This window comes from Candidatus Palauibacter irciniicola (assembly GCF_965208695.1).
Classification (GTDB): Bacteria; Gemmatimonadota; Gemmatimonadetes; order Palauibacterales; family Palauibacteraceae; genus Palauibacter; species Palauibacter irciniicola.
In genome coordinates this window covers 2,902,241-2,928,349 of the sequence record NZ_OZ242352.1, presented here as the reverse complement: position 1 = coordinate 2,928,349, position 26,109 = coordinate 2,902,241, and the positions used below count along the sequence as shown (strand labels likewise).

24 protein-coding genes are annotated in these 26,109 nt (G+C 69.9%); 8 read left to right on the top strand and 16 right to left on the bottom strand.

Annotation, left to right across the window (positions count from 1 at the left end):
• Positions 1-7: 7 nt before the first annotated feature.
• The 4 genes from ACOGI9_RS12675 to ACOGI9_RS12660 form a co-directional block, all read right to left on the bottom strand.
• Positions 8-1,210: a hypothetical protein gene (locus tag ACOGI9_RS12675; RefSeq protein WP_419857478.1), complete on the bottom strand. Its 1,203-nt coding sequence runs from the start codon at positions 1,208-1,210 to the stop codon at positions 8-10.
• Between the two features lie 19 nt (positions 1,211-1,229).
• A complete protein-coding gene (locus tag ACOGI9_RS12670; RefSeq protein WP_419857477.1) occupies positions 1,230-1,466 on the bottom strand; it encodes a hypothetical protein in 237 nt (78 codons plus the stop codon).
• A gap of 77 nt (positions 1,467-1,543) precedes the next feature.
• Positions 1,544-4,189 carry a DUF5916 domain-containing protein gene (locus tag ACOGI9_RS12665; RefSeq protein WP_419859295.1) on the bottom strand — a complete coding sequence of 882 codons (2,646 nt, stop codon included), beginning with the start codon at positions 4,187-4,189 and terminating at the stop codon, positions 1,544-1,546.
• A 240-nt stretch (positions 4,190-4,429) separates the two neighbouring features.
• On the bottom strand, positions 4,430-5,395 hold the full coding sequence (locus ACOGI9_RS12660) for a hypothetical protein (protein WP_419857476.1): 966 nt from the start codon (positions 5,393-5,395) through the stop codon (positions 4,430-4,432).
• A gap of 143 nt (positions 5,396-5,538) precedes the next feature.
• Here ACOGI9_RS12660 and ACOGI9_RS12655 point away from each other — a divergent pair, with 143 nt between their 5' ends.
• The 4 genes from ACOGI9_RS12655 to ACOGI9_RS12640 all read left to right on the top strand — a co-directional run bounded on the left by ACOGI9_RS12655 (position 5,539) and on the right by ACOGI9_RS12640 (position 10,784).
• Positions 5,539-5,826 (top strand): DUF4342 domain-containing protein, encoded by a 288-nt coding sequence (locus ACOGI9_RS12655; protein ID WP_419857475.1) that lies wholly within the window; start codon positions 5,539-5,541, stop codon positions 5,824-5,826.
• A gap of 98 nt (positions 5,827-5,924) precedes the next feature.
• Complete coding sequence (locus tag ACOGI9_RS12650) at positions 5,925-6,389, top strand: hypothetical protein (RefSeq protein WP_419857474.1); 465 nt, start codon at positions 5,925-5,927, stop codon at positions 6,387-6,389.
• Positions 6,374-8,596, top strand: coding sequence for a TonB-dependent receptor (locus ACOGI9_RS12645; RefSeq protein WP_419857473.1), 2,223 nt, complete (start codon positions 6,374-6,376; stop codon positions 8,594-8,596). The genes ACOGI9_RS12650 and ACOGI9_RS12645 overlap by 16 nt, the downstream gene beginning before the upstream one ends.
• Positions 8,597-8,603: 7 nt before the next feature.
• Positions 8,604-10,784, top strand: coding sequence for a PQQ-dependent dehydrogenase, methanol/ethanol family (locus ACOGI9_RS12640; protein ID WP_419857472.1), 2,181 nt, complete (start codon positions 8,604-8,606; stop codon positions 10,782-10,784).
• A gap of 24 nt (positions 10,785-10,808) precedes the next feature.
• On the opposite strand, the gene ACOGI9_RS12635 is transcribed toward ACOGI9_RS12640, so the two are convergent.
• The 8 genes from ACOGI9_RS12635 to ACOGI9_RS12600 all read right to left on the bottom strand — a co-directional run bounded on the left by ACOGI9_RS12635 (position 10,809) and on the right by ACOGI9_RS12600 (position 16,998).
• Complete coding sequence (locus ACOGI9_RS12635) at positions 10,809-11,225, bottom strand: DUF6941 family protein (RefSeq protein ID WP_419857471.1); 417 nt, start codon at positions 11,223-11,225, stop codon at positions 10,809-10,811.
• A 41-nt stretch (positions 11,226-11,266) separates the two neighbouring features.
• Positions 11,267-11,935: a zf-TFIIB domain-containing protein gene (locus tag ACOGI9_RS12630; protein WP_419857470.1), complete on the bottom strand. Its 669-nt coding sequence runs from the start codon at positions 11,933-11,935 to the stop codon at positions 11,267-11,269.
• A gap of 16 nt (positions 11,936-11,951) precedes the next feature.
• A complete protein-coding gene (locus ACOGI9_RS12625; RefSeq protein ID WP_419857469.1) occupies positions 11,952-12,404 on the bottom strand; it encodes a hypothetical protein in 453 nt (150 codons plus the stop codon).
• 27 nt (positions 12,405-12,431) lie between these two features.
• Positions 12,432-13,925, bottom strand: coding sequence for a sodium:solute symporter family protein (locus ACOGI9_RS12620; RefSeq protein WP_419857468.1), 1,494 nt, complete (start codon positions 13,923-13,925; stop codon positions 12,432-12,434).
• Positions 13,925-14,149 (bottom strand): hypothetical protein, encoded by a 225-nt coding sequence (locus ACOGI9_RS12615; RefSeq protein WP_419857467.1) that lies wholly within the window; start codon positions 14,147-14,149, stop codon positions 13,925-13,927. Before ACOGI9_RS12615 ends, ACOGI9_RS12620 begins: the two co-directional genes overlap by 1 nt.
• An 80-nt stretch (positions 14,150-14,229) precedes the next feature.
• The gene (locus tag ACOGI9_RS12610) at positions 14,230-15,375 is read right to left on the bottom strand and encodes a hypothetical protein (RefSeq protein WP_419857466.1); all 1,146 of its coding nucleotides are present in this window, start codon (positions 15,373-15,375) and stop codon (positions 14,230-14,232) included.
• A 19-nt stretch (positions 15,376-15,394) separates the two neighbouring features.
• Positions 15,395-15,640 carry a hypothetical protein gene (locus ACOGI9_RS12605; protein ID WP_310754829.1) on the bottom strand — a complete coding sequence of 82 codons (246 nt, stop codon included), beginning with the start codon at positions 15,638-15,640 and terminating at the stop codon, positions 15,395-15,397.
• 80 nt (positions 15,641-15,720) lie between these two features.
• Positions 15,721-16,998, bottom strand: coding sequence for an amidohydrolase family protein (locus ACOGI9_RS12600; RefSeq protein WP_419857465.1), 1,278 nt, complete (start codon positions 16,996-16,998; stop codon positions 15,721-15,723).
• Positions 16,999-17,191: 193 nt separating this feature from the next.
• On the opposite strand from ACOGI9_RS12600, the gene ACOGI9_RS12595 reads away from it, so the two are divergent.
• Positions 17,192-17,722, top strand: a complete 531-nt coding sequence (locus tag ACOGI9_RS12595; protein WP_419857464.1) for a nuclear transport factor 2 family protein — start codon at positions 17,192-17,194, stop codon at positions 17,720-17,722.
• Here the strand turns inward: ACOGI9_RS12595 and ACOGI9_RS12590 are convergent.
• From ACOGI9_RS12590 to ACOGI9_RS12575, 4 genes are all read right to left on the bottom strand, one after another.
• Positions 17,719-18,498: an ABC transporter ATP-binding protein gene (locus ACOGI9_RS12590; RefSeq protein WP_419857463.1), complete on the bottom strand. Its 780-nt coding sequence runs from the start codon at positions 18,496-18,498 to the stop codon at positions 17,719-17,721. The two genes, ACOGI9_RS12595 and ACOGI9_RS12590, sit on opposite strands and share 4 nt — an antisense overlap.
• Positions 18,498-19,523, bottom strand: a complete 1,026-nt coding sequence (locus ACOGI9_RS12585) for a FecCD family ABC transporter permease (RefSeq protein ID WP_419857462.1) — start codon at positions 19,521-19,523, stop codon at positions 18,498-18,500. The genes ACOGI9_RS12590 and ACOGI9_RS12585 overlap by 1 nt, the downstream gene beginning before the upstream one ends.
• Positions 19,523-20,752, bottom strand: coding sequence for an ABC transporter substrate-binding protein (locus ACOGI9_RS12580; RefSeq protein WP_419857461.1), 1,230 nt, complete (start codon positions 20,750-20,752; stop codon positions 19,523-19,525). The genes ACOGI9_RS12585 and ACOGI9_RS12580 overlap by 1 nt, the downstream gene beginning before the upstream one ends.
• A 79-nt stretch (positions 20,753-20,831) precedes the next feature.
• Positions 20,832-24,569 (bottom strand): FG-GAP-like repeat-containing protein, encoded by a 3,738-nt coding sequence (locus ACOGI9_RS12575; RefSeq protein WP_419857460.1) that lies wholly within the window; start codon positions 24,567-24,569, stop codon positions 20,832-20,834.
• A 137-nt stretch (positions 24,570-24,706) separates the two neighbouring features.
• On the opposite strand from ACOGI9_RS12575, the gene ACOGI9_RS12570 reads away from it, so the two are divergent.
• From ACOGI9_RS12570 to ACOGI9_RS12560, 3 genes are read left to right on the top strand one after another with little or no spacing between them, the layout of a single operon-like run.
• Positions 24,707-25,297, top strand: coding sequence for a DinB family protein (locus ACOGI9_RS12570; protein ID WP_419857459.1), 591 nt, complete (start codon positions 24,707-24,709; stop codon positions 25,295-25,297).
• Between the two features lie 4 nt (positions 25,298-25,301).
• A complete protein-coding gene (locus ACOGI9_RS12565) occupies positions 25,302-25,742 on the top strand; it encodes a hypothetical protein (RefSeq protein WP_419857458.1) in 441 nt (146 codons plus the stop codon).
• Positions 25,739-26,098, top strand: a complete 360-nt coding sequence (locus tag ACOGI9_RS12560; RefSeq protein ID WP_419857457.1) for a hypothetical protein — start codon at positions 25,739-25,741, stop codon at positions 26,096-26,098. Before ACOGI9_RS12565 ends, ACOGI9_RS12560 begins: the two co-directional genes overlap by 4 nt.
• The last annotated feature ends 11 nt before the right edge of the window (positions 26,099-26,109 follow it).

Sequence of the window (26,109 nt, the reverse complement as noted above, 5' to 3'; positions counted from 1 at the left end):
CGCCCCGCTAGGGCACCGCGGGCAGCGGGTACTTCTCGAGCCAGGCGAAACCGAGTTCGTCGCTTCGGACGAGGTAGGCGCTTTCCGCTCCAAAGGCGACGAGCCGCCGGTCCTCGGGCAGTTCTACCTGGGCGACGCGCTGCCCGCCTCCGTCGAACACATCGTACAGGTGCGCTTCTCCCGCCGGCACATAACGCCGGACCCACGCCCGGCCTCCCGCATCGACCGCCACCGCCCCGGCCGGGATGACCGGCTTCGTATCGGGCCAATCGAAGTCGGAGCGGTCCGCATTGCCCGCCCCCGAAGGCGCGCGGCTCATGGACATCCGCATCCCGCTCCCGTCGTCCGTGGCCTCGACACGCAGACCGCCCCCGAGCTCCTCGAGCCACTCATCCTGATCCGCCCGCCGGACCCGCACCGCTTCGTAGGGGATCTCGGGCCCCCGCGTGACCCCGCCCGCGCGATCCAGCCACTCCAGCCGGTAACCGTCCGCGCGCGCGACCGCCACCCGGCCGTCCCAGGCCACGTTCCACGCATCCTGGTTCGAGAACGGCACGGGCCGGATGTTCACGCTGCGGTTGTTGGCATCCCCCGACTCGACCCGTGTCTGCGCCGCCAGCCGCACCCGTCCGACCTCGGAGATCTCGCCCGTCGCCGGATCGAAGCGCGCCACGGCGGCCGAATCCGACGTGCCCGCCATCCCGTCGAGTCGCCGCTGGAAGTAGATCCCGCCTTCGCGGTCGGTTCCCACCGGAATCATCATCGTCATCCCGGTATTCGGCGCGCCCTGGGCGATGGGCCACGTCTCGCCGAAGCTGAGGTCCGCCTCGATGCGGGTGAGCCGGGCGTTGCCGAGGTCGACGAGGAGCGACGCGCCGTCCGGAAGGGGGTAGAGGCCGTCCGGCGTCCGATACTCCTGCGGACCCTGGCCCGTGTTCGTCAGCGTGTCCGCGCGGCCCCCGGGCATCCACGCGATGACCGCGGCGCCGAAGCCGTCCGCGATGAGTACACGCCCGTCCTCGAGTTCGCGCGCGCCGCGCATGGAGCCGAGCCCGTCCGCGAAGGCCGCGGCCGCAGGGCCGAACGAAACCCGCGGCGGCTCCTGCGCCTCCGCCACGCCGACCGCCGCCGCCGACAGCCCCATCGCAGCCAGCGCCATCGCCACCAGCCCGGCCCGGATGGCACCGGAGTTCCGTGCAGTGTTGATCATCGAATCCCCGCCAGTCCCCTTACCAGTTCTCTTCGGGCTCGTCCCACGTCTGGGCCCAGAATTCGTCCTCCTCGGCCCTCGCCAACTCGAGATCGACCGGTTCGACGTCCTCCGCGTCCACGCGGCCCACCGTCTCGATGCGCCGCACGATCTCGTCCGTGACGCCGCTCCGGGTCGCGTGGCGCAGCCGCCGCCGCGCACGCCAGCCGGCCACCGCCACCAGCACCGCAAGCGCCACGAAAATGTAACCGGTCACCGCTTCTCACCGCGCTGGACGCTCCGGACCGCCCGCCGGACTGTGACGGGAACCGCGTCGCTCCCGCCACACGAAGACTAGAGTCCGAGCCAGTGCTCGAACTTTACGAGGAAGATATTCGTGGAGGGAATCCGCGCGAGGTCCGTCAGATCGTCGCCGAGGCGGAACGAACCGTCGTTGCGGAACGCCTGCTGGTCGCGGCTCCAGACGAGAAAGACGGTCGATCCGGGCCGGTACTGCCAGCGCAGGACGAGGTTGGAGCGGAAGGACTTCACGTTGAAATCGGGATCCGCGAACCCGAAGTCCGCCCTCCCGTCCCGGTCGGCATCGACCTGGTAGAGCCCGAAGCCGTTCGCCTCCAACCGCCGGATCTCGTTCTCGCCGTACGTCCGGAAGCGATCGGAGAAACCGGACGCCCGTGGATCGTCGACCTCCATGAATCGGTCGTAGCTGCCCGCGCTCACGAAGGGCTGGGCGTAGAACTGAAGCGAAAGGTCCGGGCTGAACGTGTAATTCAGGCGCGTCGTGATCGAGACCGTCTGCTGGCCCAGGCGCGCGAACACGTAGTGCGTCCCATCGGAGGCGTCGGGCTGCGCGACGAATTGCCACGCCTGATCGTTCCACTGCAGGCTCGGGCCGATGTTGAGCTGGAGACGGCTCGACGGCTGGAGCCTGATGTTCGGCGACACGCCGAAGCGGCGGGTCGCGGTGTGGTACTCTCCGCCGGCGTTGAAGACGGCCCCGAGCTGCACGGACTTGCGGGAATCCGTGAACATCCCGCCCCAGCTGCTCCACTGGCTCGGCTGGTAGAGCGCGGGGCCCCCGCGCAGGGCCGTCGTGGCGAGCCCCGCCCACTCCTGATTGAACCCGGCGAAGCCCCGCCAGAAGTTCTTGAACTGGAAGTTCGCGTTCACGTTGCCGCCCGTGAACTGCCGTTCGCCGCGGAACGTCCAGCCGGACCACGTCGCCGCGTTCACTCCCCAGTTCCGAAACGGCCCCTGCGGCCGGAACTGCTCGTAGTTCACCCAGACCGCCCCGACCCGGTAGTCCGCGTTCTGCTGGAATCCGAGGTCGTTCGCCTCGAAGCCGGGTGACCGGTTCTCGCCGAACAGTCCGTAGCGCCAGTTGCCGCCTCCGACTTTGGAGAAGCTGACCGTCGACGTGCTGCCCGAGAGACGCGTGCGGGTGGGGTCCAGTCCGTGCCTGGAGTCCGGGCTCTGGAAGTAGTGGACGGAGGAACGCTGAATGCGCTCGATGGCCTCCGGACTCCCGCTCACCGTGCTCCCGATCAGATGGCCGCTGATCTCGTAGTTGCCGTTCGCGAACCGATGCCGGAAGTCGAATCCTCCCGTGTACGCCTGGTCCGCCAGGAAGGAGAGCGGCCCCCCGGCGTCCAGGCGCCGGTTCGTGGCGGTGGCGATGAGGCCCACCGCGCTCTCCCCGTCGCGGAAGTCCCGGATGACCCGCCCCACCGCGTAGTTCGTCACCGGTTCGACCACCTGCTCGCCCAGCGTCCCCCCCGGGGCGGAGAACTGCGCCATCTCGCTCGATGTGAGCGCGTCGATGAAGCCGATCGACCACCCGTTCGCCGTCTTTCCGGACAGCTTTGCCGCGCCGAGAATGCTCGTCGCCGCCGGTACGTCGCGGTAGTCGGCCGGGCTCGTCACGGACCCCTGGGGCGTCCGCCCGACGCGGCGGCTGTAGAAGAGCGACTCGTTGTTCTGATCGTCGCCCGGGCCGAAGGGAAAACCGAAGATGTCCGAGCCTTCCTGGAAGAACGGCCGCTTCTCGGGGAAGAACGTCTCGAACGCCGTGAGGTTCACGACGGATGGATCCGCTTCGACCTGACCGAAATCGGGGTTGACGGTGACGTCGAGCGTGAGGTTCTCCGTGATCCCGTACTTCAGGTCGCCTCCCACCGTCTGGCGCAGGGCCGTGGCGGTGTAGAAGGGATCGGCGGCGGTGCCGGGCGCCCGCGTCGCCGAAGAGAGGACGTAGGGTCGTACCTCCAGATTACGGCGCGGCCGGAGGTCCCGAAGGTCGCGCAGCGTGCCGAACGCGGAGACGAGCCGCGAGCCGTCCTCCGGCAGGGGCGCCCACACGCTCACCTCCTCCAGGCGGGCGATCTCGCGCCGGAAGTTGATGCCCCACGTGCTTCCGGCGCCGTCCTCGGGGGATCCGGCGAACCGGAGTTGCGAGAGCGGGATCCGCAGTTCGGCGGTCCAGCCAGTCTCGTCCGTGCGCGTCGCGCTCTCCCACACCGCATCCCAATCGTCGTCCGCCTGCGTGTCGGAGAACAGCAGCCCGTCGCTCTGGACGCCCGCCACGCTGACGGCGAAACGGAACGCGGTACGGCGATCGAAATAGCTGTCGAACGCGACGTGAAAGACGTCCGTCGTCACCTGCTCATCGCGGCGGGCGAGCCGGCGGATGATCCCGGCGGGATCGCGGTCGTACATCCGCGCGCCGACGTAGACGGCGTCGTCCGTGTAGAGGACGCGGACCTCGGTGCGCTCGCTGGCGGGCTCGCCCGGGTCGGGCCGGAACTGGACGAAGTCGCGGGCGACCGGCGCCCCGCCCCACGCGGGTTCATCCAGCCGCCCGTCGATCTGCGGCGGCTCCATCGCCCGGGTCGCCTGGAGCACGGGCGCCGCGGCGCCCCGCGCGGATGTCTCGCCGCCGGTGGCGGAATCCTGTGCCGCAAGCGGCGCGGCCAGGCCCATCAACAGCACGAAAGCCGCCAGCCGGCGCGCCGGGGCGGCTGCATCTATCGAGAATGAGGAGAACCCCAAGGTAAACCTTCCTTGAATCGGCCCGAATCCTGGCAGCCCCTGGCAAAAGCCCTGCTGCGTCTGCCCCGGGCTTCCAAACCTTGCGAAGTAGGACGCGTCGGGCCGACGAAAGGTTGCGGTCCGTCGCGTCCTTGACGGGAACGATGCCGGCGGGGAAAAAGTTGCAGCGGGTCAGCCGCCCGCGTCGGCCTCCAGGCGGGCGATCTCCGCCTCGGACGCGATGTAGCCGAACCCCGCCCAGCCGGAACCCTCGAGAATGCGGCGGTACATCTCCGCCGCCTGCGCCTCCCGGCCGTTGTAGAGGTGCCAGGTCGCGACCCCGTAGGCCACCGCCACGCCCGCCGGATCCCCGCTCTCGGGATCCCACAGCTCGTCGGCGTCGAGTTCGCCCTTGTACATGAGGAGGAGCCGGTGATAGCTGGTGTTCTCGATGACGTCGAGATCCGCCGTCACCGGTTCGAGGACGGCGGCCGCCTCCGCGTCGCGGCCCAGACGGCGGAGCGCCATGTACCACCAGTGCGAGATGGCCACGAGCTGATCCGGGTTCGTCGTCACGGCCATATAGGCCTCGTAGGAGGGCAGCGCGCCCTCGAAGTCGCCCTGCAGGTAACGGGCCAGCGCCAGGTGGTAGTGGATGTTCGACTGCAGCGTGCTCGTCGGGATGCCGCGGGCGTTGGGCTGGCCGTCCGGCTCGACCTCGTCAGGCTCGCCTCGCACGAGGTCCGCGGCGTGAGACAGGTCCTCGATCGCGCGGTCGAACTCCCGGACGCTGATCCAGCGGTGTCCTCGATGACGGTACATCCGCGCGTCGTCCGGGTGCTTCTCGATCCCCTCCGAGAAGATCTCGATCGCGTCGCGATAGGCTCCCGTGTACCCGACGCGTCGGCCGAGCCAGATGATCGCGTCCGCATCGTCCGGATCCGCGTCGTAGTCCGCCCGCGCGACTTCGATGTCCTGCGCCTGCTCCGCCGAAGCGGGAGACGGATAGAGAGGTTCGCCGAGGAGGGAGATGGCCTCCGCCCCCTCCGGGAGTGCGTCCCCGACGGCGGGGGTTTCCGCCTGGTCGACCGCCTCCCCGCAGGCCGCAAGGCCGAGCGCGAGCACGAGGGCGCGGAGTTCCATCCGATAGCGTTTCATCGTTTTCCTCGCGAGAGGGGTTTCCGCGCGGCTCGCAAAACCCGGACCGGATCGCGAGCGTACGACGGATTGCCAGGGATCCGGCATCAGGCCGGACTCCACCATCAAGCCGGACTCGCGGCGGCGCCGCAAGGGAGGGGGACATGACCGAGGAACACAGAGTGCCGGGCGAGAACCTCGTCCGGAAGATCAAGGAGATCATCCGGGAGGGGAACGTCCGCCGCATCTCGATCCGGAACGAAGACGGAAAGGAACTCATCGAGGTTCCGCTCTCCATCGGCGTCGTGGGGACGTTGATGCTGCCCGCCTGGGCGGCGATCGGCGCCATCGCCGCGCTCGTCACGAACTGCTCGATCGTCGTGGAACGCGAAGAACCCGAGGGAGAAACGAGTCCGGCCCCGGTGCCCACCGATGACGAGGAAGCCGAATAGCGCCGTGCATCGGTCTCGGCAACGCCGAACCGGACGACTATCTTGAGGGAAGCGGCGTCTTGGCAGGGACGCCTGATCCGAAAACTGACGGAGGTTTCATGAAGAAGCGCTTGCTCAGATTGTGCGTGCCGCTGGTCGTCGCGACCCTTGTCGCGGGCTGCGGCGGCGGCGACACCGTGGACCCGGAGCCGCCCGCCCCCGCCGGGCCCCCCGACGTCTCGGGGACCTATAGTCTCGTATCCCTGTCGGGCGCGATCACCGGGGGGGCGACGATCGGACCGCCGATCGCCGTCGGAACAGCCATGCTGTCGCAGAACCCCGCATCGGGCGAGACGGCAACCGGCACGATGTCCATGTCCCTCACGGTGACGAACCCGCTGAACGGCGAGGTCACGGTAATCGAGGACCAGGGGACGTTCACGCTACGGACGGACGGGAGCTGGGAGTTTGCGGGGCAGGCACAGCAGAACATCGGCACGTACACGCTGGCGGGGAACGTTCTCTCCGTCATCGTGACGGAGCCCCCGGCGGCCGCCGCGACGACAGTTTGGCAGCGGCAGTAGCGGTCGGGATCCGACGACGTCTCACGGCAGGCGCCGCGCTCGCCTTCTTCTACATGCGCGCGGCGCTCGCCTCTTTCTACGCGCGGGCGGCGCTCGTCTCCTTCTACGCGAGCGCCCCGCTCGCCGCCCAGGCCCAGGACGCCATCGTACGCGGCCGCGTCCTCGACGCGGAGACGGGCGCACCGCTCGCCGGGGCCACCGTGCTCATCCGCGACACCCCGTTGCGCACGACGACGCGGCCCGATGGCGGTTTCGCGATCCCCTCGCCGTCCGATGGCGCCTATACGCTGATCGTGGTCGCGGATGGTTTTCGTGCCTCCGAACGTCGAATCGAGCCCGAGGCGGCTGGAGAGCTCAGCATCCTGCTCGAGCGCCGGCTGTTCGACGTTCCCGAGTTGACCGTGACGGCGAATCGCTCCGCCGCCCGTCCCGGCGAAGCTCCGGTCAGCGTCGCCGTGATGAGCGGCGACGAACTCGGCAACCGCGACGTCGTGACGCTCGACGAAGCGCTTCCGTTTGCGCAGGGCGTGATCTTCAATTCCGGCCAGATGGACATCCGCGGCGCCACCGGCCTGGCGCGGGGCGTCGGAAGCCGCGTGCTCATGCTCCTCGACGGCCACCGCGTGCTTTCCGGCGTGGGTGCGTCGATCGACTTCAGCGGCCTGCCCGTGCTGGACGTGGACCAGATCGAAATCGTGAAGGGTCCGCATTCCACCCTGTGGGGGACGAACGCGCTGGGCGGCGTCGTGAACGTGATCACGAAGCGGCCATCCGCGGAGCCCGAGACCATCGTCCGCGGGTACTTCGGCCTCTTCGATACGCCGGCCCGACATTCGTTCACGGACGATCGACTGAGCAGGGAAGGGCTTGCGCTCCAACACTCCCGCCGCCTCGGCGATGTCGGCGCCACCCTGTACCTGGCGCGCGAGGAATCGGACGGGTTCCGTCAGAACGGCGCGCTGGAAAGCTGGCGGGTTCGGCTCAAGACCGTCTTCCCGGCGGAGTCCGCCAATCCGTGGGAGATCTTCGTCAACTGGAATCGGAAAGACGAGGAGGAGTTCTTCACCTGGCTGTCGCCGGACCGGCCGCTGGAGGTCGACCCGGCCGAGCTCGGCGACTGGATTCGCTCGGATGACGTCGTCCTCGGCCTGACGGCCAACCCGATCGTCACCCCGAAACATCGCCTGCAGGTGCGCCCGCACATCTACCACGCGCGGAACCAGAACTACTTTCACGACAACGAGGACTTCCATCGCTCAACGCGCATCGGCACCGATGTCCAGTGGTCTCTCTTCCCCAACCGCTCGCACGCGCTGACGATCGGGGCGGAAGGCGCTTTCACCGGCGTGACGTCGAACTTCCTCGAGCCGTCGCCCGACGTGACGGACCTCGCGCTGTTCGCGCAGAACGAGATCACGTTCTCGGACCGGGTTCGCGGCTCGCTGGGCGTTCGACTGGACTACCACAAGGCCTCGGCGGCGATGGAGGACCGGTTCGTCAATCCGAAACTCGGGATCGTCTACGAGGCGAGCGACCGGTTGAGCCTTCGAGGGTCCCTCAGCCGCGGATACCGGGCGCCGAGCGTGTCCGAGCAGTTCACTTCGACGACCCAGTTCGGCTTTCGAGTCATCCCCAATCTCGAGCTGCGCGGGGAGTCCGCCTGGGCCCGCGAGGTCGGCGCGACCGTGACCGTCAGCGATCGCGTATGGCTCGATGCGGGGTTGTTCTGGAGCGACTACACGGACCTCATCGAACCGTCGCCGGCGCCCAACAACGTGTTCGTGTTTCAGTTCCGCAACGTCGCCGAAGCCATGGTGCGGGGCGTCGACGCGGGTCTGCGGATCGGCGTGATCCCGACCCGTCTCGACTTCAACGCGAACTACACCTTCCTCGATACGAGGGACGATCGGACCGGGCGCGCGCTCCCCTACCGTTCGCGCCACAACTTCACGGCCACGGCCACCGGCTGGAGGGGCGCCGTCGCCATCGACTTCCGCCACCGGAGCCGGGTGGAGCAGGTGCTCGCCTTCCCGCTCGACGAGCGCAGCGCCATCAACCTCGTCGACCTGCGCGTGCGGACCCGGATTCTGGGGACCCGCGTGCAGGCGAAGATCGAGAACCTGTTCCAGACGACCTACGTGGACGTGCAGGAACGGAGTCCGGGACCCACCCGAAGCTTCCGGCTCACCGTAACTCCCCGTTTCTAGCAAGCCCGTGGCTCGCGGCGACCGGGGCGCCCACGCGCCAGCCGGAGCGCTTCTTGCCTCCTGCGCGCTGGCGGCCTGCGCGCTGGTGGCCTGCGAACCGTCGCCGCCCCGCGACGCGGCCGGCGCCGTCACCCGCGACCGCCTGCTCGCGACGGACACGGTTCCGGCGGAGTGGCTGACCTCCGGCCGGGATTTCGGAGAAACGCGGTATTCGCCGCTCGGGCGCATCCACGTCATGAACGCGGCCGCCGTGGGCCTCGCCTGGGAGTACCCGTGGCGGTCCCACGTCGGCTCCGTGCACTGGGGGCTCGAGGCCACGCCCGTGGTCGTCGACGGCGTGATGTACTCGCCCGGCCCCTGGGGAAGCGTCGCGGCGCTCGACGCGGCGACGGGGGAACCGGTCTGGCGCTACGACCCGCAGGTCGACCCGAGCTACGCCCGAAAGGGCTGCTGCGGGCCCGTCAACCGTGGACTCGAGGTGTGGGAGGGGCGCGTCTACATCGGCACCTTCGACGGCTGGCTGGTGGCGCTCGATGCCGCGACGGGCGAGGAGGTCTGGCGCGTCGACACCTTCATCGACCGATCCCTCTCGTACACGAGCACGGGCTCCCCGCAGATCGCCGGCGACGTTGTCGTCCTCGGCAACGCCGGCGGGGACTTCGGCGTGCGCGGGTACATCACGGCCTACGACCTCGAAACCGGCGAGGAGGCGTGGCGCTTCTTCACCGTTCCCGGCGATCCCGCGGGCGGCTTCGAGCACCCGGAGATGGAGGCGGCCGCCGCCACGTGGGACCCGGACTCGGCCTGGGAAGGAGGGCTCGGGGGCACCGTGTGGGGGGAGATGGCCTACGACCCCGCGCTCGATCTCCTCTACGTGGGGACGGGGAACGCCTACCCGTACCCGATCTGGCACCGGAGCCCGTCGGGGGGCGACAACCTCTACCTCGTCTCCATCCTCGCCATCGACCCGAAGACGGGTCGCCTCGTCTGGCACTACCAGACGGTGCCGGGCGAGATATGGGACTACACCGCGACGCAGAACCTCATCCTGAGCACCGTCGCGATCGACGGCCGCCCGCGCGACGTCCTGCTCCAGGCCCCGAAGAACGGCTTCTTCTACGTGCTCGACCGCGCTACGGGCGAACTGCTGCGGGCGGAGAACTTCGTGACCGTCACGTGGGCGCACGGGATCGACCTCGATACGGGCCGGCCGATCCCGAACCCCGCCGCGGACTATCGCGACGAACCGCGGGTCGTCTTCCCCTCCTCCGCGGGCGGACACAACTGGCAGCCGATGTCCTTCAACCCCGAGACGGGCATCGCCTACATCCCCGCCCGCGAACAGGCCATGCTGTGGCGTTCGCTGGACGCGTTCGACCACCGTCCGGAGGTCGCCTACGAAGGCTTCGCGGCCTCCTGGCCTCCGTTCCCGGAGGAGTTCGCGCACCTCGCCGAAGGTCTCCCCGACATCGGCCCCAACGAGTTTCTACTCGCGTGGGACCCCGTCGCGGGTCGTGAGCTGTGGCGGGTTCCGCGCGGCAGCATGTGGAACGGGGGCACGCTCGTGACGGGCGGGAACCTCGTCATCCAGGGGACGGCGGCGGGCACGCTCGACTTCCACCAGGCGGACACCGGCGCGCGCATCCACAGCATCCATCTCGGCACCGGCGTGATGGCGGGGCCGATGACGTACGAGGTCGACGGCGTGCAGTACATCGCGGTCATGGCGGGCTACGGCGGGCCGCGGGGCGCCGCCTATCCGCTCGGCTCCGCGGCTTACGACTACGACAGCGCCGGGCGGCTGCTCGTCTTCAGGCTCGATGGCCGGGAGGTGCCGCTACCCCCCGGGCAGATCGTGCCGACGACGCCGGAACCGCCGGATCTCGCACTCGACGCGGCCAGGGTCCGGCGCGGGGCGGAACTCTTCGGGGTCCACTGCGGCATCTGTCACCGGGCCTCGGACGAACACCTTTCCGCCTATCCCGATCTGCGCCGCATGGATGGCGGCGCGTGGGAGAGCTTCGACGCCGTGGTGCTCGGCGGCGCGCTCGCCGCGAACGGCATGGCCGGCTTCGGCGACCTCCTCTCGCTGGAGGACGCGACCGCAATCCGGCACTACCTCACGAGCGAGCAAAGACGCCTGTGGGAGGCGGCGTCGGCCGCCGATCCCGGCCCGGACGGCCGCTGACCCGCGGCCCCCCGGTCCCGCCCTTCAGTCCGGCGTCGGCTCGGCGGGCCCCTCCGCCTTCATCACGTCGAGTTCCACCGTGCGCTTCAGGTCCCGGTTGATGAAGATCGGGAACGTGTACCCGCCGAACTTCTGAAGCGTCAGGTTGTTGATGCCGACGACGTGGTTGAAGGTGGCCGCCTTCCCCGGCGGGGCCTGGACGGAGAACCCGCCCGTCACCTTGAACAGTTCCTGTCCGTCCTCGTCCATGCACCGGATCTCGAGTTCGTGCTGCCGGTCGGTTTCGGCAGGCTCGGCCCGGATCCTGAGGACGAGTTGCATGGACGGGTGGGTCACCGGCATGGCGCCGGCGTAGAGCGTGTCGAAGAGACCCATGAGGTTGAGCTTGCCGTCGCTCGAGGTATTTGCGGCGTCGGCCAGCGTGGCCAGCACGATTTCCATTCGTCGGTTCTCCATTAGAAATAAACAGCCTGTGATCGGTGTCAGCCGAAGATGCCGCCCACGATCTCGAGGATCGCCTCGAACACGCTCGCGGCCGCATCTCCGACGGTGTCGAGCGCGGCCGGAGCCGCTTCCGCGGCGGCCGCCACGGCGTGGCCGGCGACGTGCGCCCCCACGAAGACGAGGTCCGGCGCCCAGAAGAGCGTCTCGAACAGGACATCGGCGCCGGTGTCCGCGGTGCGCGCGACGGCCCCGTCGCGTCCCCGCCGCGCGACGAGCCGGTCCCGCTCCATCTCCCAGATCGCCTCGAGTTCGTGGTGGTCGAACCACACGCCCTTGCACCGCTTGCACACATCGAGCGTGAGCGAGGATTGGCGGACCTGCAGCATCCGGGTGTCGCAGGCGGGACAGTTCAGGCGGGTCTTCGCCCCGCACGCGGCGCACTTCGGCGCGTCGCGGTCCACGAACGCGCGGCACGCGTGACACTGGGCCCGGTGCCGCTCCTCCCGCGCCGGAATCCGCGCCCACAGCGACTCGGGCCGCTCGGAACGGAGACGCTGCACCTCCCCGAACTCGAACCACATGCCGCCGCAACGGCCGCAATGGTCGAGCGTCAGCGGACCGGCGGCGTCTCCGGCCCCGGCCCCGAGCGACGTCTTCTCCATCCTGGTCCCGAGACATACGGGGCACGGCCAGCGCGTCTCGGTCACGGTTGCGACGCCGTCCTCACGATTCCAGCAGCCCCCGCGCGGAGTCCTTCTCGGAGAGCCGGCGCACGTCGTGGAAGTCGTACACCAGGAGGCCGGAGTCCGTGATCTCGATTTCGGCCATCTCCCGCGCCATCAGTTCGTTCAGGACTTCCTCGGCCGTCGTCGTCGGCACCGCCAGTTCCCCGGCGACCTCGACCGCCGTCAGCCGCCCGCCGTGGCGCCCGGCCATCTTCAGGACCTCCGCCTCGAGCGTGTCGCGGCGAAGTGCCTCCCGCCGGTGTTCGATGCGGCGTCCGACCCCGAGGTGGCGCGCCAGGAGGAGGCCGCCGCCCGCGGCGGGCAGTCCGGCCGCGATGAAGAGCGCGACGAGCGTCCTCAGGGCGAGCGGATCCGCGCCCGAGCGAAGGAACCCCACGACCATGAACAGCGCCAGCGTCAGGAGAGCGACGCCCCCCAGGAGCCTGCCCACGGTGTCAGACTCCGGCCGCGGCCGCGCTCACGCGGGGTCGCCCTCGTACACGAAGCGTTCGACCGCGCCGTGAATCCGCGACACGGTCACGTCGCTCGGCGGAGGGGTGAACCGGCTCACCACGAAGGTCACGACGAAGTTCACCAGCAGTCCCCACACCCCACCGTGCAGGCCCAGGGGATGGGGGAACACGATGAGCGTGACGCACAGCGTCGCGAGCCCCGCCGCGATGCCCGCGATGACCCCGTCCGATGTCGTCAGGCGCCGGCCCGGGAAGCAGACCCCGAGGACGGCCGGCATCAGCTGCAGCGCGCCGGAACCCGACAGGGCCACGAGCTGCACGAGGAAATCGAACGTGCTCACGGAGAGGAAGTAGCCGACGGCGAGGAGGGCCACGACGATGAGCCGGCCAATGAGGATGTAGTGACCCTGGCTCGCGCCGGTGCGGATGTAGCGCTGGTACACGTCGCGCGTCAGCACCGTCATGTTCGCGTGCAGCATCGAGTCGAGCGTCGACATCGCCGCCGCCGTCGCGCCGGCCAGAATCGCGCCGGTCAGCCACGGCGGGGCGTAGGCGAACAGCATCTCCGGGAAGATCCGGTCCGGAATCGCGATGTCCGGCATCACGAGCGCGCCGCCGAGGCCCACGAGCGCCGCCGGGATGTAGAGCGTCATGAGATAGATCGGCGTCGTCGCGCCCAGCAGCTTGATCGTTCGGGCCGAGACCGCGGTGTAGTAGCGGATGAAGAGGTGCGGCTGGAAGACGATCCCGAACGAGAGCACGACGATCATCCCGAACCACATCCCCGGCGTGAAGAACCCCTCCGGCCCCGGAAGCGTCAGCAGATCCGGACGCTCCGCCGCCACCTGCCGCCACAGCTCGAACGGCCCGCCGAACAGCTCGAAGGCGAGCACGAGGGCGCCCGCCCAGACGGCGACGTACATCCACACGCCCTGGATCACGTCCGTCCAGTAGACCGCGCGCAGTCCCCCCGCGATGAGGTAGCCCGCGGCGACGACGAGCAGGATCAACGTCCCCAGTTCGAAGGAGATCCGGTCCCCGGACGCGACGGAGAGGATGTAACCCAGCCCCACCGCCTGGACCTGGATGTAGAGGATCGTGAACAGCACCGAGACGACGGCGGTCACGACCCGCACGGCATCCGACTCGTAGAAGTCCGCCAGCAGGTCGGCCGGCGTGATGTAGCCGAACGTCTTCCCCAGCGCCCAGATCCGGCTCCCGAGCACGTACGTGATCGCGCCGACGAGCACGGTCCACGCGCCCGCCGCCCAGAACCCGATCCCGTGCGTATAGAAGAAACCGCCCGAGCCGAGGAAGGCGAACGCCGAATGGTACGTGGCGACAACGGTCAGGTAGAGGACGATGAACCCGGCCTTGCGCCCGTAGAGGAGAAAGTCCTCCAGGTCCACGGACATGCGCCGGTTGGCGACCGCTCCCAGCACGATGGTGGCCAGGAGATACACGAAGATGAGACCGGTCGCGACGACCCAGGCCTCCATCAGAGCCCCCGCCTCTGCACCCGGATCAGCACGCCGATGAGGAGGACGTAGACGACGAGCAGGTACACGTAGAGGAAAGGCAGGCCGCCGATCCACGGCTCCACGCGGTTGCCGATCCAGTACACGAGCGGCGGCTGCGTGAACGCGAACAGGACCAGGAAGAGGACGACGAGCCGGCGGCCCGTCGGCGTCCGCGGCAGGAAGTGCGACCGGAAGCGTGTCATGACGTCAAGCTAGCCGTCCCCGGGCGCCAGCGGCCAGCAGTCCGCGCGCCTGACGCCCGCGAAGGGCCCGGGGGCCGGGGTCAGCGGCCGGCGCCCTCGCCCACGATCGTCACATCGAAGCGGTCGAGCACGAGGTCGATCGGGTTCGCGATCGTGAGCCGGCCGTCGCCGGCGAAGAGCAGCGCGACCGGCTTGCGGTCGTCCGGGCCCGCGTTCCCGTCGCGGTCCAGATCGCGCGCCACGATCAGGGAACCGGAATCCCCGCCCTTGCTGAAGTTGCAGCACACCATGATCTGACCGACAAAGCGGCCCACCTGCGACCCCGCCGACCCGTAGGTCACGTTGATCGACGCGTTGACCGCCTCCACCTCCCCGACCGTGAGGCGCGTCGTCCGCCCGTACTTCTGGACCTGCAGCCCCGGCTTCGCCGCCAGCGTAGCGCTGCGCGGCGACCCATAGCCCCCCACCGGCGTCTCCGGCAGCACCTCGTCCGTGCGCGCGATCGCCGCATCGATCCGGTTCGTCGCGAACGGCGACAGCACCACCGGCTCGAACGCCGTCAGCGTGCCGATCGCGTCCCCGGGATCCGAGCCGCCATCCACGGGTCCCGGCTGCAGGAGCACGTCGCCCACCTGTCCCTCGCCGCCCGGCACGAACACATGCCAGTTGCTGAGCGCGTACCGGCGCTCGCCGTCGGTCACGACGGCGCCGATCGTGCCCGCCGTGGAGCGGGTGTGCCCCGTGGACACGCCCATGGGCACCGGCCGGTCGAAGCGCCCCGTGGGCACCGGCCCTTCGTCCGCCGACACCGGCGCGGCGGGCTCGGGCGGCAGAACGCGGAACGGGCCGGCCGGCTCGACGGTGACGGGGAAGAGACCGAGCACCTCCGGGATGCCCGGGAGGCCACGGGGTCCGGGGGAGGCGGCGGGGTCGACGAAGACCTTGATCGTCGGCATCCCCGCGCCCGTGAAGCCGATCCCCACGCCGACTACGCCCGGAACGGCGAACAGCATCGATTCGTTGTCGCTCTGCACCTGCATCGCGGCGGCCAGCAGTTCCTGGGCGGAGGGGCCCGGCGGCTGCAACGGGGGCCGCGTGGGAAGGGACGGCGGAGGCAGCGTCGGGGGCCGCGTCGGCCAGGACGTCAGCGTCCAGTGGAGGCCGACCCCGGCGCACGTCACGGCCGCGATGGCGACCGCAAGGACGAGGTTCCGGCGCGGTGTCATCGCCTGTCTTCCGCGCCGGTCACGCGCTGCCGGCCGACGGGCCCGCCGGTCCGTTGCCCTGCGCCCGGAACGGGCCCCCGCCGACCACCCGCACCGGGTGCCCGTCGTAACGGTCGGGGATCGATTTCCGGGAAGAGGACCCGGAGAGGTAGACCTTCAGGCACGGATCGCCGTTGTCGGCGCCGATGCCCACGGCGGACACGTCCTTGCGCGAAAGCAGCTTCTCGGCGAGTCGCTGCTGCGCATCTTCGATCGAGCGTTTCATGCGCCTCCTTACGGGAGTCCCGCTCCCCGGGTGTCGCCGCGGCGGCAAGCCGTCGCCGGGCCGGCGATAGAATCGCCGCTTCATGGCGTCGCCGCGAGCGGCCGGTGCCGGTAGACTACGCCGCCCCGCATCACGAGCACGACATGCTCGAGGGCGCCGATATCGGCCGTCGGATCTCCCGCCACCGCGATCACATCGGCCTCGAACCCCGGCGCCAGCGTGCCCACGGTCTCGTCGAGCTCGAGCGAAGCCGCCGCCAGACTCGTGGCCGAGACAATGGCGTCCATCGGATCCTGTCCGCCTTCACGCACTCTGTACACCAGTTCCGTCCAGTTGCGCCCGTGCGCCCCCGCCACGGCGTCGGTCCCGAACACGATGTCGAGCCCTTCGACATCGAGGGCCTCGCGGAAGGCGGCGAGCGCCGTCGGCACCGCCGCGCGCATCTGACGGAATCCGTCTTCCGTGTAGTTCCCGATGCCGAGGTAGCGGTCCTGGTTCACGAAGTAGTTCTCGAAGATCAGGTGCGTGTGCGGATCGTAGTAGAGCCGGCGTTCGGCGAGCAGCTCGAGCGTCTCGCGGTCGAGGAGGGCGCCGTGCTCGATCTGCCGGCAGCCGGCGAGGGCCGAGCGCCGCGCGCTCTCGGGACCGTGAGCGTGGACCACGGCGCGGAGGCCGCGCTCGCGCGCCTGGCCGCAGGCGGCATCGAGCTGCTCCTGGCTCAGCGTGGGGGTGCCGCCGACCCTGATGCTGGCGGAGGCGAAGATCTTGATCACGTCCGCGCCCGCCGCCGCCAGTTCGTCCACGCGGGCGCGAATCTCCTCCGGCCCTCCGCTCCCGAGCGTGATGGGCTGGATCGACGTGAGAACCCGCGGTCCCGGCAGCGATCCGCGCGCGATCGCGTCCCGGACCGGCACGTCCTCCGGTCCGCCCAGGCTCTGCACCGTCGTGACGCCGCTCGCGAGCATGTTCCAGGCGTTCTCCGCCGCGTAGAGCACGCGGTCCTCAGCCGTCTCCGTCGACTCCGCGCTGCTCAGCCGCCCCGTCGTCGCGTCGAAGTGCCAACCGAGGTGGACGTGCGTGTCGATGAGCCCCGGCAGCACGGTGGCCCCTGGAAATTCGTATACCACGGCGCCCTGCGTGGCCCCCGCCTCGGCGATGGCTTCGATCCGCCGGCCGCGCACCACGAGTTCCCGGCCCGTGAGCACGGCACCGCGTCCGTCGAGGATCCGGTCCGCCCGGATCACGACGGCCGCGTCGGGACCGGCGGGGTACGGATCCGAAGCGTCCTGCCCGCCGTCCGTCGCGCACCCGCCCGGGATCGGGATCGCGAGGACGGAAACAGCGGCCGCGCGGGCCATCGAAACTCGGTGGCCTCGCATCGGACCAGGGGCGCGTGGCGGCATGACATCCTCCCGAGCGTGAACGGAATCGCCGATTCGGAGTCTCCAGGCGGACTCCTCGAAACACTAGTTGCTCGCGACGGGCTCAGGTAGGATCACCCGACACCCGCAACCCCGCAGCCACGGGCTGCCAGACCCCGAGGAATCCACCATGAACGTGATGAACGACGCCGGTCGCCGGTCGCGCCGGTCCCTTGCTCGTCTGACCGGCTTCGCCTTCGTACTCGCGTCGGCTCTGCCGGTCGCGCCCCTCGCCGGGCAGGATGACGCCATGGACGAAGTCTCCGCGACCCTCGACGCGCTCCACGAGGCCGCCTCGGAGGCCGACTTCGACCGCTACTTCAGCCTCTACGCCGGCGAGGCCGTCTTCCTCGGCACCGACGCGACCGAGCGCTGGACGCGCGAAGAGTTCATGGACTACACGAGGGCCCGCTTCGACACGGGCACGGGCTGGACCTACCACATGCTCGAGCGCCACATCGCGATCGCGCCCGGCGGGGGCACCGCCTGGTTCGACGAGCGCCTCGAGAACGCCAACCTCGGCGAGACGCGCGGCAGCGGCGTGCTCGTGATGGAAGACGGGGGTTGGAAGATCGCGCAGTACAACCTCACGATCCCGATTCCCAACGAGATGGCCCGCGAGGTCGCCCAGCGGATCCGGGCACTGACGGGCGGCGGCTAAGCCGGCCCGGACGTCTTGATCTCGAAGCGGCCATCCGCGGGCGAGAACCGGATCGCGTCGGTGTCGAAGGCGCCGCCGAGCGCGCCGCTGCGGCTCAGCGCGTCCGGCGTGCCGACCGAAAAGCCGCCCTCACCGTCGAGAAGCCACACGCTGTCGGAGAGCTGAAGCGACAGGTCGAGGTCGTGGCTCGACAGCAGAACGATCTGCCTGTTCTCCCGGGCCTGGGAACGCAGGAGGGCCATGATCTCGACGCGGCTCGGCAGATCGAGGAAGGCCGTGATCTCGTCGAGGACCATGAGATGCGGGGTCTGCGCAAGCGCACGTGCGATCATCACGCGCTGTCGCTCGCCGTCGCTGAGGTCGCTGAAGAAGCGGCGCAGGAACGGCTCGATGCCCGTGACCGCGACCGCGTCGGCGATCGCGGCCCTGTCGTCGTCCGCCAGCCCACCCTGCCAGTCGGTGAAGGGCTGCCGGGCAAGGGCGATGACGTCGTCGACGCGGAGCCCCGGGTTGAACCGCCGCTCGGTCAGCACCACGGCGATCCTGCGCGCGCGCGTCGCCGGCCGCATGGACGCCACGACTTCGCCGTCGAGCAGTACGATGCCGTCGAGCGACGGTTGCAGTCCCGCGATCGTGCGCATGAGCGTCGATTTCCCGGACCCGTTGCGACCGAGGATGCAGACGAAGTCGCCGGGAGCGGCCGCGAGATCGATGCCGGAGAGGACGACGCCCCGCGCGTTGCGGTAGCCCACGGCGAGCGACTGCAGATCCAGCATCAGCGCCACTGCCTCACGGCCGGCGAGAAGATCAGGATGAGAATCACGACCGGAGCGCCGACGATGGCGAGGATCGCGTTCAGGTGAAGGAAGTGCTGTTCCCACGGCGCATGGATGATGGCGTCGCCGGCGAGGGCAAGCAGCGCGCCGCCGAGTCCGGCGAGCGGAAGGAGCGGGAGGATCCGCGCCGTTCCGGCGAGCGCCCGGGCGAAGTGGGGCGCGATGAGGCCGACGAAGCTCACCGGCCCGCAGAAGGCCACGACGGGCGCCACCAGGAGAACAGTTGCCGCAAGCACGGCATGTCTCAAGGACGTGACCCTGACGCCGAGGCTGCGGGCGTAGGTCTCGCCGAGAAGCAGCGAGCTGAGCGGCTTGGCCGTGGCGACGGCGGCGCAGATACCGATGACGATCGGCAGCGCGAGCCACGGCAGCGCTTCGGGCGCGACGCCGGCAAAGCTCGCATCCTGCCATCCGCCATACACGCGGCCACCGGCGCGGGCCGCGAAGTGAAGCAGAACGCTTGTGAGGCCCTGGGAGGTGAAGCCGAGCATGAGGCCAATGACGAGCAGCGTGATGGCGCCGACGCGGCGGCCGATCGCAAGCATGACGAACGCCGCGATCGCGACACCCGCGGCGGCCGCGAGCGTGATGCTGGGGCCCTCGAAGAAGGTGAGGAAGGACACGGCCGCGGGACCCGCAAAGGCCGCCGCCGTCACGGTGAGGGCGACCCCGAGCTGGCCGCCCGCGAGCAGGCCGAGGGACCACGCGTCGGCGACCGGGTTCCGGAAGAGGGCCTGCATCAGCACGCCCGCCATGCCGAGCGCGCCGCCGGCGATGATCGCGGCGGCGACCCTCGGGAGGCGAATATCGAGGACGATCTGCCGGGCGAGGTCGGTCGACTGCGCCCCCGTCAGCGCGCCGAGCGTGTCGGCCAGCGGCAGCGCGATCTGTCCATAGGTCAGCGTCAGCAGGGAAAGTGCGGCGAGCGCGGCGACGAGCGCGGCGGAACTGGTGTAGCGTCGCATCACTGGTGCTGACCCGCGCCGGCATGGCCCGCCTGCCACGTTTCCGGTGCGAGGTAGCGCCACTCGCCGTCTCGAAGTTCCGGATGCAGCATCTTCACGATGTCGGCCAGGTGCCAGTCCGGTCGGATGGTCCCCATCTCCCACAGCTCCCACGAATCGGCGGTGGGATGGGGTTTGCCCGGCTCCCAGAACACGCAGCCCTCCCGGTACGCCTTGAAGCGCGCCAGCACGTCCCGATCGTCAAAAACTCCGGACAGCGGGTCGCGGATCATCCAGCAATCGGCGCCCGTCGCATCCCGCAGGAGCCTTTCCGTCGAGAGGTCGGAAAAGGTGTCGAGTTCGGGATCGTCCTCGGCGCCGAGCACAAGTTCCGCGTTCGCGTCGCGAATGAGGGCCGCATCGGCGTTGCGCTGCGTGACCGCCCAGCGATTGCCCGCGCTCCGGTACCAGGCCCAGAGAACCGACCGGCGCGTCTGCGTTTGGGCGAGGGACGTCAGACGGTCGATCTCCTGCGAGACCATCTGCACGAACGCATCGGCTTCCGCCTCCTTCCCGGTCAGCAGGCCCATCAGGCGAACCCATTCGACGCGGCCCATGTAGTGCGGCTCGGCATCGATGAAGGTCGGCACGACGGGAATGCCGAGCGACTCGACGCGCTCCATGTGCTGGGTGTGCGTGAGGTCGGCCATGCGCGCGATCAGCACGTCGGGCCGCGCCGCCACCAGCGCGTCGAGCGTCGGCGGCATGTGCCAGCCATAGCCGATCTGCTGGATTTCACCCGAGCGGGCTTTGCGGCGCAGGTCATCGTCGTAACTGTTGTGCCCGCCGACCGCGACGATCCGGTCCTCGACCCCGAGTACGCGCAGCATGGCCTCCTGGGGCTGCTCGTTGACGGCGATCCGCCGGACGGGCGTCCGGATCAGCGAGGCGCCCGCCAGATCCCCCGTCAGGGCGGGCGGCTCCAGGCCGCTCGGGACGAGCACGAGACGGGCGCGCTGGGGCGGCCCCCCGGCCGACCCGCCCCAGGTGACGACGGACGCTTCGATGTCGACGATGCGATAACCGTCCCGTTCGACGACGCTGAAGGTCTCTGCAAAGGGCGTTTCCAGCGGCTCTCCGTCGACGGTTCCCGGATCGTAGGACACGCCGGACGCGCACGCGGCGAAGCCGACGGACAGAAGGAGGGCCGTCAGGCGAAAGGGGGCGGGAATCCTCGGAGGGTCTCGCATCGGAGCGAGAACGTCGCGAACCCTGCCGACAGCGTCAACATCGTCGGCACCGGAGGGGGAAGGCGGAGCGGCGGGGTCCTCAGCGGTCGGCGGCGAGGGCACCCGTCGCGTCGATCGTGACCTCGGGCGGGGTCGGTGCGTCGAGCGGCGTGACCGTCTCGGAGCCGTCGGGCCAGCGGACACGGACGGCGGTCGGTTCCGCCGCGAGTCCCATCACCTGAACCGGATCGTCCTGGGACCAGTAGCCGCCGCCGGCCCGCACTTCTCGTAGCGGACCGAGCGCTCCACCGGCGTACTCGAGGCGGATGGCGGCGCCGATGGCGGCCGGGTTGCCGGGGCCGCCACTCAGCCGCACGCGCAGCCCGGGCTTCGCGCCCGTGTTCCGGTACAGCTTCGTCCCGGCCGCGTTCTGGCTGACGAGCACGTCCACGCGCCCGTCTCCGTCGTAGTCCGCGAAGGCTGCCCCGCGCTGCTCGCCGTAGACCGCGATGCCCGACCGCTGTCCCGGGACCGGCGTCAGAGCCCCCGTCCCGTCGCCCCGCAGCCACAGGCCGCGGCCTCCGTCGTTCCGGTCCGCCTCGCCGCGCAGCGCGAACAGGTTCTGGCTCAGGAAGACATCCTCGTGCCCGTCCCCGTCCATGTCGGCCACGCCCGCGTGAAAGGCGGGCGCCAACTGCGCTTCACGCGGCAGGTCGAACGCCTCGAACGACCCGCCGCGGTTGATGAACACGGTGTGCTCCAGCGTCGTCGCCTCGACCGTCGGAAGAAGGTCCGCGGGCTGCTCCAGGATCTCGTTCACGCCCAGCTGCCCGTAGTGCTCGAACCCCTGGATGCGGCCGCGAAGGAAGGGGAGACCGCCGGCCAGCGTGAGGAGTCCCCGCACCGGCACCATCGAGCGCGTGAACTCGTCGTACCGCGCCTCGATCACATCGCGGAAGCCATCGTTGTCCAGGTCGGCGTGATAGGCGGTGGCCGGACGCTCGGGGCTTGCGGTGAACTGCGAGTTGAGTCCCCGGTTGGAGGCGATGAGGTCGGGCAGCCCGTCTTCGTTCAGGTCTCCCGTCGTCACTCCGTTCCACCACCCCGTCCGGGACTCGAGTCCGAACGCCGCCGTCGCGTCCTCGAATCGTCCATCGCGATTGACGAGGAGCCGCACGGGTCCCCACTCGATGGCGAGCAGGAGGTCCGGGTCCCCGTCCGCGTCCACATCGCTGAAGACGGCGCCGGACACGAGGCCCACGCCGCTCAGCACCGCCGCATTCGACTCGTCGAGGACGTAGCGGCCGCCCTCGTTGAGGAAGAGGCGAGAGGTCGCCGCGGCCGGGTACTGGCCGGGGACCACGCGGCCGCCCGCGAAGAGATCGACGTCGCCGTCCCCGTCGACGTCGGCCGCCGCGAGCGGGCCGGTGCTCGACTCGGCTGCCGGGAGGGTCTGCGCCTCCCGGAGCGCCGTGCCGGACGCCCTCAGCACCGTGGCCGAGGAGGCCGCCCGGTCGGAGCCGTCGTACGTCGCGGTCCCGACGACCACCGTGGCGCCGGCCCGGCCGGGGACGACGACGAGGCCCGTCTGATCGCCCGGGGATGGCGCCGGCCCGGCCGCTCCGCCGCCGCGCGCTCCCCGGTCCGGTACGAAGCCGCCCTCGCCGTCGCCGCGGAAGACCGAGAGGCCGGCCCCGCCCCCGCCGCCTACCAGGGCGTCCGTGTCTCCGTCACCGTTGATATCGCCCCACGCGACGCCCGGGCCGCCCTGTCCCAGACGCCACGTGATGAGCGGCTGCTGCGCGAAGTCGTCGAACGCGTTCTCCCGGTGACGGTGCCCGAGCAGCTCGGACACATCGTCGAACAGGGGCGCCTCCGGATCCGCCGTCGGGGCAGCCACCGCCGCGCCGCCGGCCGCGGGCTCCCGGATCTCGTAGATGCGGTTCGCGCGGACGTCCTCCACCCGGCTCACCGTCCCGTCCCGCCACACGACCTCGATCGTCATCTCTTCGCCGGCCGCGGCGAAGCTGGCCAACGCCTCCGAACCGGAGAGGTACAGGCCTCCCGCGACGATCTCCTTCGTCTGCGCCGGCAACCCGCTGCCCGACAGACGGACCTGCGCGCCGACGCCCCCGGTGTTGAGCCCGCGACCGACGAGCCGCACGGCCACCCGCGGCGCCCGCCCCACGTTCCGGTACACCCCCGCCGGCGCGAGCAGCCGGTTCGTCACGATGTCCAGGTCCCCGTCCCCGTCGAGATCCGCCGCCGCCATCCCGTGCGTGATGTCCTCGTCTCCCGCGAACCCCCACGCCTCGCCCACCTCCTCGAAGGTCAGGTTTCCGCGATTGCGGAAGGCGACGTTGGAGAGGCGGAGCGGCGGGAAGCCGAGAATCCGCTGCCGCCAGTCCATCGACCCGACCCTCTGCGCCGCGTCCTTGTCCATCGCGTCGTAGAAATGGCCGGTCCCCACGAGCAGGTCCTCGAACCCGTCGAGATCGACGTCCACGAACGTGCTTCCCCACGACCAGCCGGATGCGTCGAGGCCCGCGAACTGCGCGGCCTCCGCAAAGGTTCCGTCCCCCCGGCTCAGGTAGAGCGTGTTGCGCGGCTTCTGCGGCCGGTTCCCGAACCGTCCCGGGAACGGCCGATCGGGCTCGCCCCCCACCATCTGCTTCATGCGCAGCCGCTGCTCCCGGCTCAGCATCTCCACCACGAAGAAGTCCGTGAACCCGTCCCGGTCCACGTCCGAAAAATCCACGCCCATGGAGGCGAAGCTCGTGTTCCGCATGGCGAGCGGATCGAGCATCCGGAAACGCCCCGTCCCGTCGTTGATCCAGATGTGGTCCGGACTATGGAAGTCGTTGCAGACGTACAGGTCGGGATCCCCGTCCCCGTCCATGTCCTGGAATCGCGCCGCGAGCCCCCACTCCAACGGCTCCGTCGCCAGGGGCCGCCCCTCCTCGTCGAGGAACGCGCCCTCCGTCCACGGCACCGGCGTGAACCGTCCCGTTCCGTCGTTCAGGTAGAGCCGGTCGGGTTCCGCGAGTTCGAGCCGGGGGACCATCCCCTCCCGGACCTCGCCGAGCGTGAAGTGCTCCCGCCACTCCGGGAGGATCTCGAACCCGTCCCCCGTTTGACGGTAGAGGTTGCTCGGCTGAAGGACGTCGGGGGGGAAGAGGTCCTGCACCGTCGCGACCTTGTTGTTCACGACGTACAGGTCGAGGTCCCCGTCCCCGTCGATGTCGGCGAGCGCCATCGACATGCTCCCGAGCGTCGAGGAGAGCCCCGCCTCCTCCGTCCCGTCCGTGAAATGGCCCGTGCCGTCGTTCAGGTAGAGCGCGTTCGGTCCGCCGAGCGCGTTGACCAGCAGGTCGAGGTCTCCGTCCCCGTCCACATCCGCGAACACGGCGCCCGTCGAGAAGCGATCCGCCGCCGCGACTCCCGCCTCCTCGGCGATGTCCTCGAAGCGCCAGCCGCCCAGGTTCCGGTAGAGCCGGTTCGGTCCGTCCATCCCCGTGAAATAGAGGTCGACGCGGCCGTCGGCGTCCACGTCCCCCGCCGCGACGCCGGACCCGTTCAGGTAATGGCTGTTCGCGATGTACTGCTCTTCCGTCACGACGTTCTCGAACGAGATTCCGGTCTCCGACGGGTCGAGTCGTTCGAATCCCGGCTCGTCGTCCCCGGACACCCGAAGCTCGGCCCAGCGGTACCCGTCCTCCTCGACCCAGTCGAGCGCCTCCGGCCCGCATCCGGCGCACAGCGCGGCCAGGAGCGCCGCGCTCAGGCGGGACGCAGCGCCGCTCGAACGCAGCGGGGTTTTTCCGCGGTCTGCCAGCATGCGCCTCGCGGGGGTTCGGGATCGACTCGCTCCGTCGTACACGAGACACAACGAGCGAGCGGGCTGTATCATATCACCTGCCTATGTCGCGGGAATGCGTACCCACGTTCCCCCGAGCCGGGGGAGGAGGAAGTCACATGAAGCCGAGGTTCATCGCCGCTCTCGCCGTCGCCGGGGTTCTGGTCCCCGCAGGTCTGTTCGCCCAGGATGGCGTCGGCCGCGGTGCCGGCGGGGTCGCGGAAGCGTCGCCGGTCCCCGCGGTGACGGATCCGATCACCATCCGGGACGAGATTCTCGGCCACTTCCAGCGCTCCAGCCGCAAGATCTCCGAACTCGCGCGCGTGATGCCCGCGGACAAGTTCTCGTGGGCCCCCGGCGAGGGCGTGATGCAGGTCGGCGAAGTCTACATGCACATCGCCCGCTACAACTTCATGTACCTCGACCAGAACCTGGGGATCGCGCCTCCGAACGGGTTCGACTACGCGGACATCGAATCGATCCGCGACAAGGAGAAGGTGCGCGAAATCCACGAGATGTCCGTCCGCCACGTGATGGAGCAGGTCGGCGCCCTCACCGGGGCGAAGCTCGACGGCGAGACGGAACTGTACGGCCGAACCGTGCAGGGCTGGGCCGTCCTCCTGCAGCTCGTCTCCCACATGAACGAGCACGTGGGCCAGTCCGTCTCCTACGCCCGCATGAACGGCATCGTCCCCCCCTGGTCGAACTGACGCGATGTTGAGACGCGGGGCCGCGATGTCGGCGGTCGCGATCGGGGTGTGGGCGGTGGCCGGGGGGTGCGGCTTCGCGACGGATCCGGGCGAGCGGCCGCTGGAAGGGACCTGGCTCGGCGCGGTAACTCTGATCGACGGCGGAGGCGTGTCCTGGCAGCTCTGGCTGCGGGAGGACGGGCAGGGCAACGTCTCGGGCAGGGTCAGCCGAACGGACTTCCGCCTCATCCCCCACCCCGCCGAGCAGGTGTCCCCCGGCACCGTGAGCGGCGTGCACGAGCCTTCGAGGGTCCTCTTGACGCTCGACTACGGCGAGTCCTCGGAGCGCTACGACGGTCGCATCCGGTCCGACGACCGCATCACCGGCCTCATCGAGACCGGCACGACCGTTCTGAATATCGGCACGCTGGAATTCCGCCGGATCGGGCAAGGCGTCGACGGATGACGGACGAAGGGCGACGGCCCGACATCATGGAGTTGATCGCTCGCGCCCCGTGGCGCGAGGCCGTGACGTACCGCGAGACGTGGCCCCACGAGTACGTCGTGAGCGGGAAGGACGGGCAGCAGGAACTCCTCGCCGCCTTCTGCGAACGCATCCGGCGCGGCGAGGGCGTCACCTGCCGATTCTTCCATCAGACGCGCGAGTACCTGTTCCTCGGCGACTACAAGTACTGGACGATGACGGAGTGCGCGGACATGGAGGTGGAGGGCGGCGACTACGTCCTCAACCGCGCGCTCCTGTACCGGGACCGCCGCGACTTCGAGATCCGCCGCGGCGACACCGGCAAGCGCGACGACTGACCCGCGGCCGG

Coding starts and splice junctions, on each gene's coding strand:
- ACOGI9_RS12675 (WP_419857478.1), bottom strand. CDS start 1,210: ATGATCAACACTGCACGGAACTCCGGTGCCATCCGGGCCGGGCTGGTG.
- ACOGI9_RS12665 (WP_419859295.1), bottom strand. CDS start 4,189: ATGGGCCTGGCCGCGCCGCTTGCGGCACAGGATTCCGCCACCGGCGGC.
- ACOGI9_RS12660 (WP_419857476.1), bottom strand. CDS start 5,395: ATGAAACGCTATCGGATGGAACTCCGCGCCCTCGTGCTCGCGCTCGGC.
- ACOGI9_RS12655 (WP_419857475.1), top strand. CDS start 5,539: ATGACCGAGGAACACAGAGTGCCGGGCGAGAACCTCGTCCGGAAGATC.
- ACOGI9_RS12650 (WP_419857474.1), top strand. CDS start 5,925: ATGAAGAAGCGCTTGCTCAGATTGTGCGTGCCGCTGGTCGTCGCGACC.
- ACOGI9_RS12635 (WP_419857471.1), bottom strand. CDS start 11,225: ATGGAAATCGTGCTGGCCACGCTGGCCGACGCCGCAAATACCTCGAGC.
- ACOGI9_RS12620 (WP_419857468.1), bottom strand. CDS start 13,925: ATGGAGGCCTGGGTCGTCGCGACCGGTCTCATCTTCGTGTATCTCCTG.
- ACOGI9_RS12615 (WP_419857467.1), bottom strand. CDS start 14,149: ATGACACGCTTCCGGTCGCACTTCCTGCCGCGGACGCCGACGGGCCGC.
- ACOGI9_RS12610 (WP_419857466.1), bottom strand. CDS start 15,375: ATGACACCGCGCCGGAACCTCGTCCTTGCGGTCGCCATCGCGGCCGTG.
- ACOGI9_RS12605 (WP_310754829.1), bottom strand. CDS start 15,640: ATGAAACGCTCGATCGAAGATGCGCAGCAGCGACTCGCCGAGAAGCTG.
- ACOGI9_RS12600 (WP_419857465.1), bottom strand. CDS start 16,998: ATGGCCCGCGCGGCCGCTGTTTCCGTCCTCGCGATCCCGATCCCGGGC.
- ACOGI9_RS12595 (WP_419857464.1), top strand. CDS start 17,192: ATGAACGTGATGAACGACGCCGGTCGCCGGTCGCGCCGGTCCCTTGCT.
- ACOGI9_RS12590 (WP_419857463.1), bottom strand. CDS start 18,498: ATGCTGGATCTGCAGTCGCTCGCCGTGGGCTACCGCAACGCGCGGGGC.
- ACOGI9_RS12585 (WP_419857462.1), bottom strand. CDS start 19,523: ATGCGACGCTACACCAGTTCCGCCGCGCTCGTCGCCGCGCTCGCCGCA.
- ACOGI9_RS12580 (WP_419857461.1), bottom strand. CDS start 20,752: ATGCGAGACCCTCCGAGGATTCCCGCCCCCTTTCGCCTGACGGCCCTC.
- ACOGI9_RS12575 (WP_419857460.1), bottom strand. CDS start 24,569: ATGCTGGCAGACCGCGGAAAAACCCCGCTGCGTTCGAGCGGCGCTGCG.
- ACOGI9_RS12570 (WP_419857459.1), top strand. CDS start 24,707: ATGAAGCCGAGGTTCATCGCCGCTCTCGCCGTCGCCGGGGTTCTGGTC.
- ACOGI9_RS12565 (WP_419857458.1), top strand. CDS start 25,302: ATGTTGAGACGCGGGGCCGCGATGTCGGCGGTCGCGATCGGGGTGTGG.
- ACOGI9_RS12560 (WP_419857457.1), top strand. CDS start 25,739: ATGACGGACGAAGGGCGACGGCCCGACATCATGGAGTTGATCGCTCGC.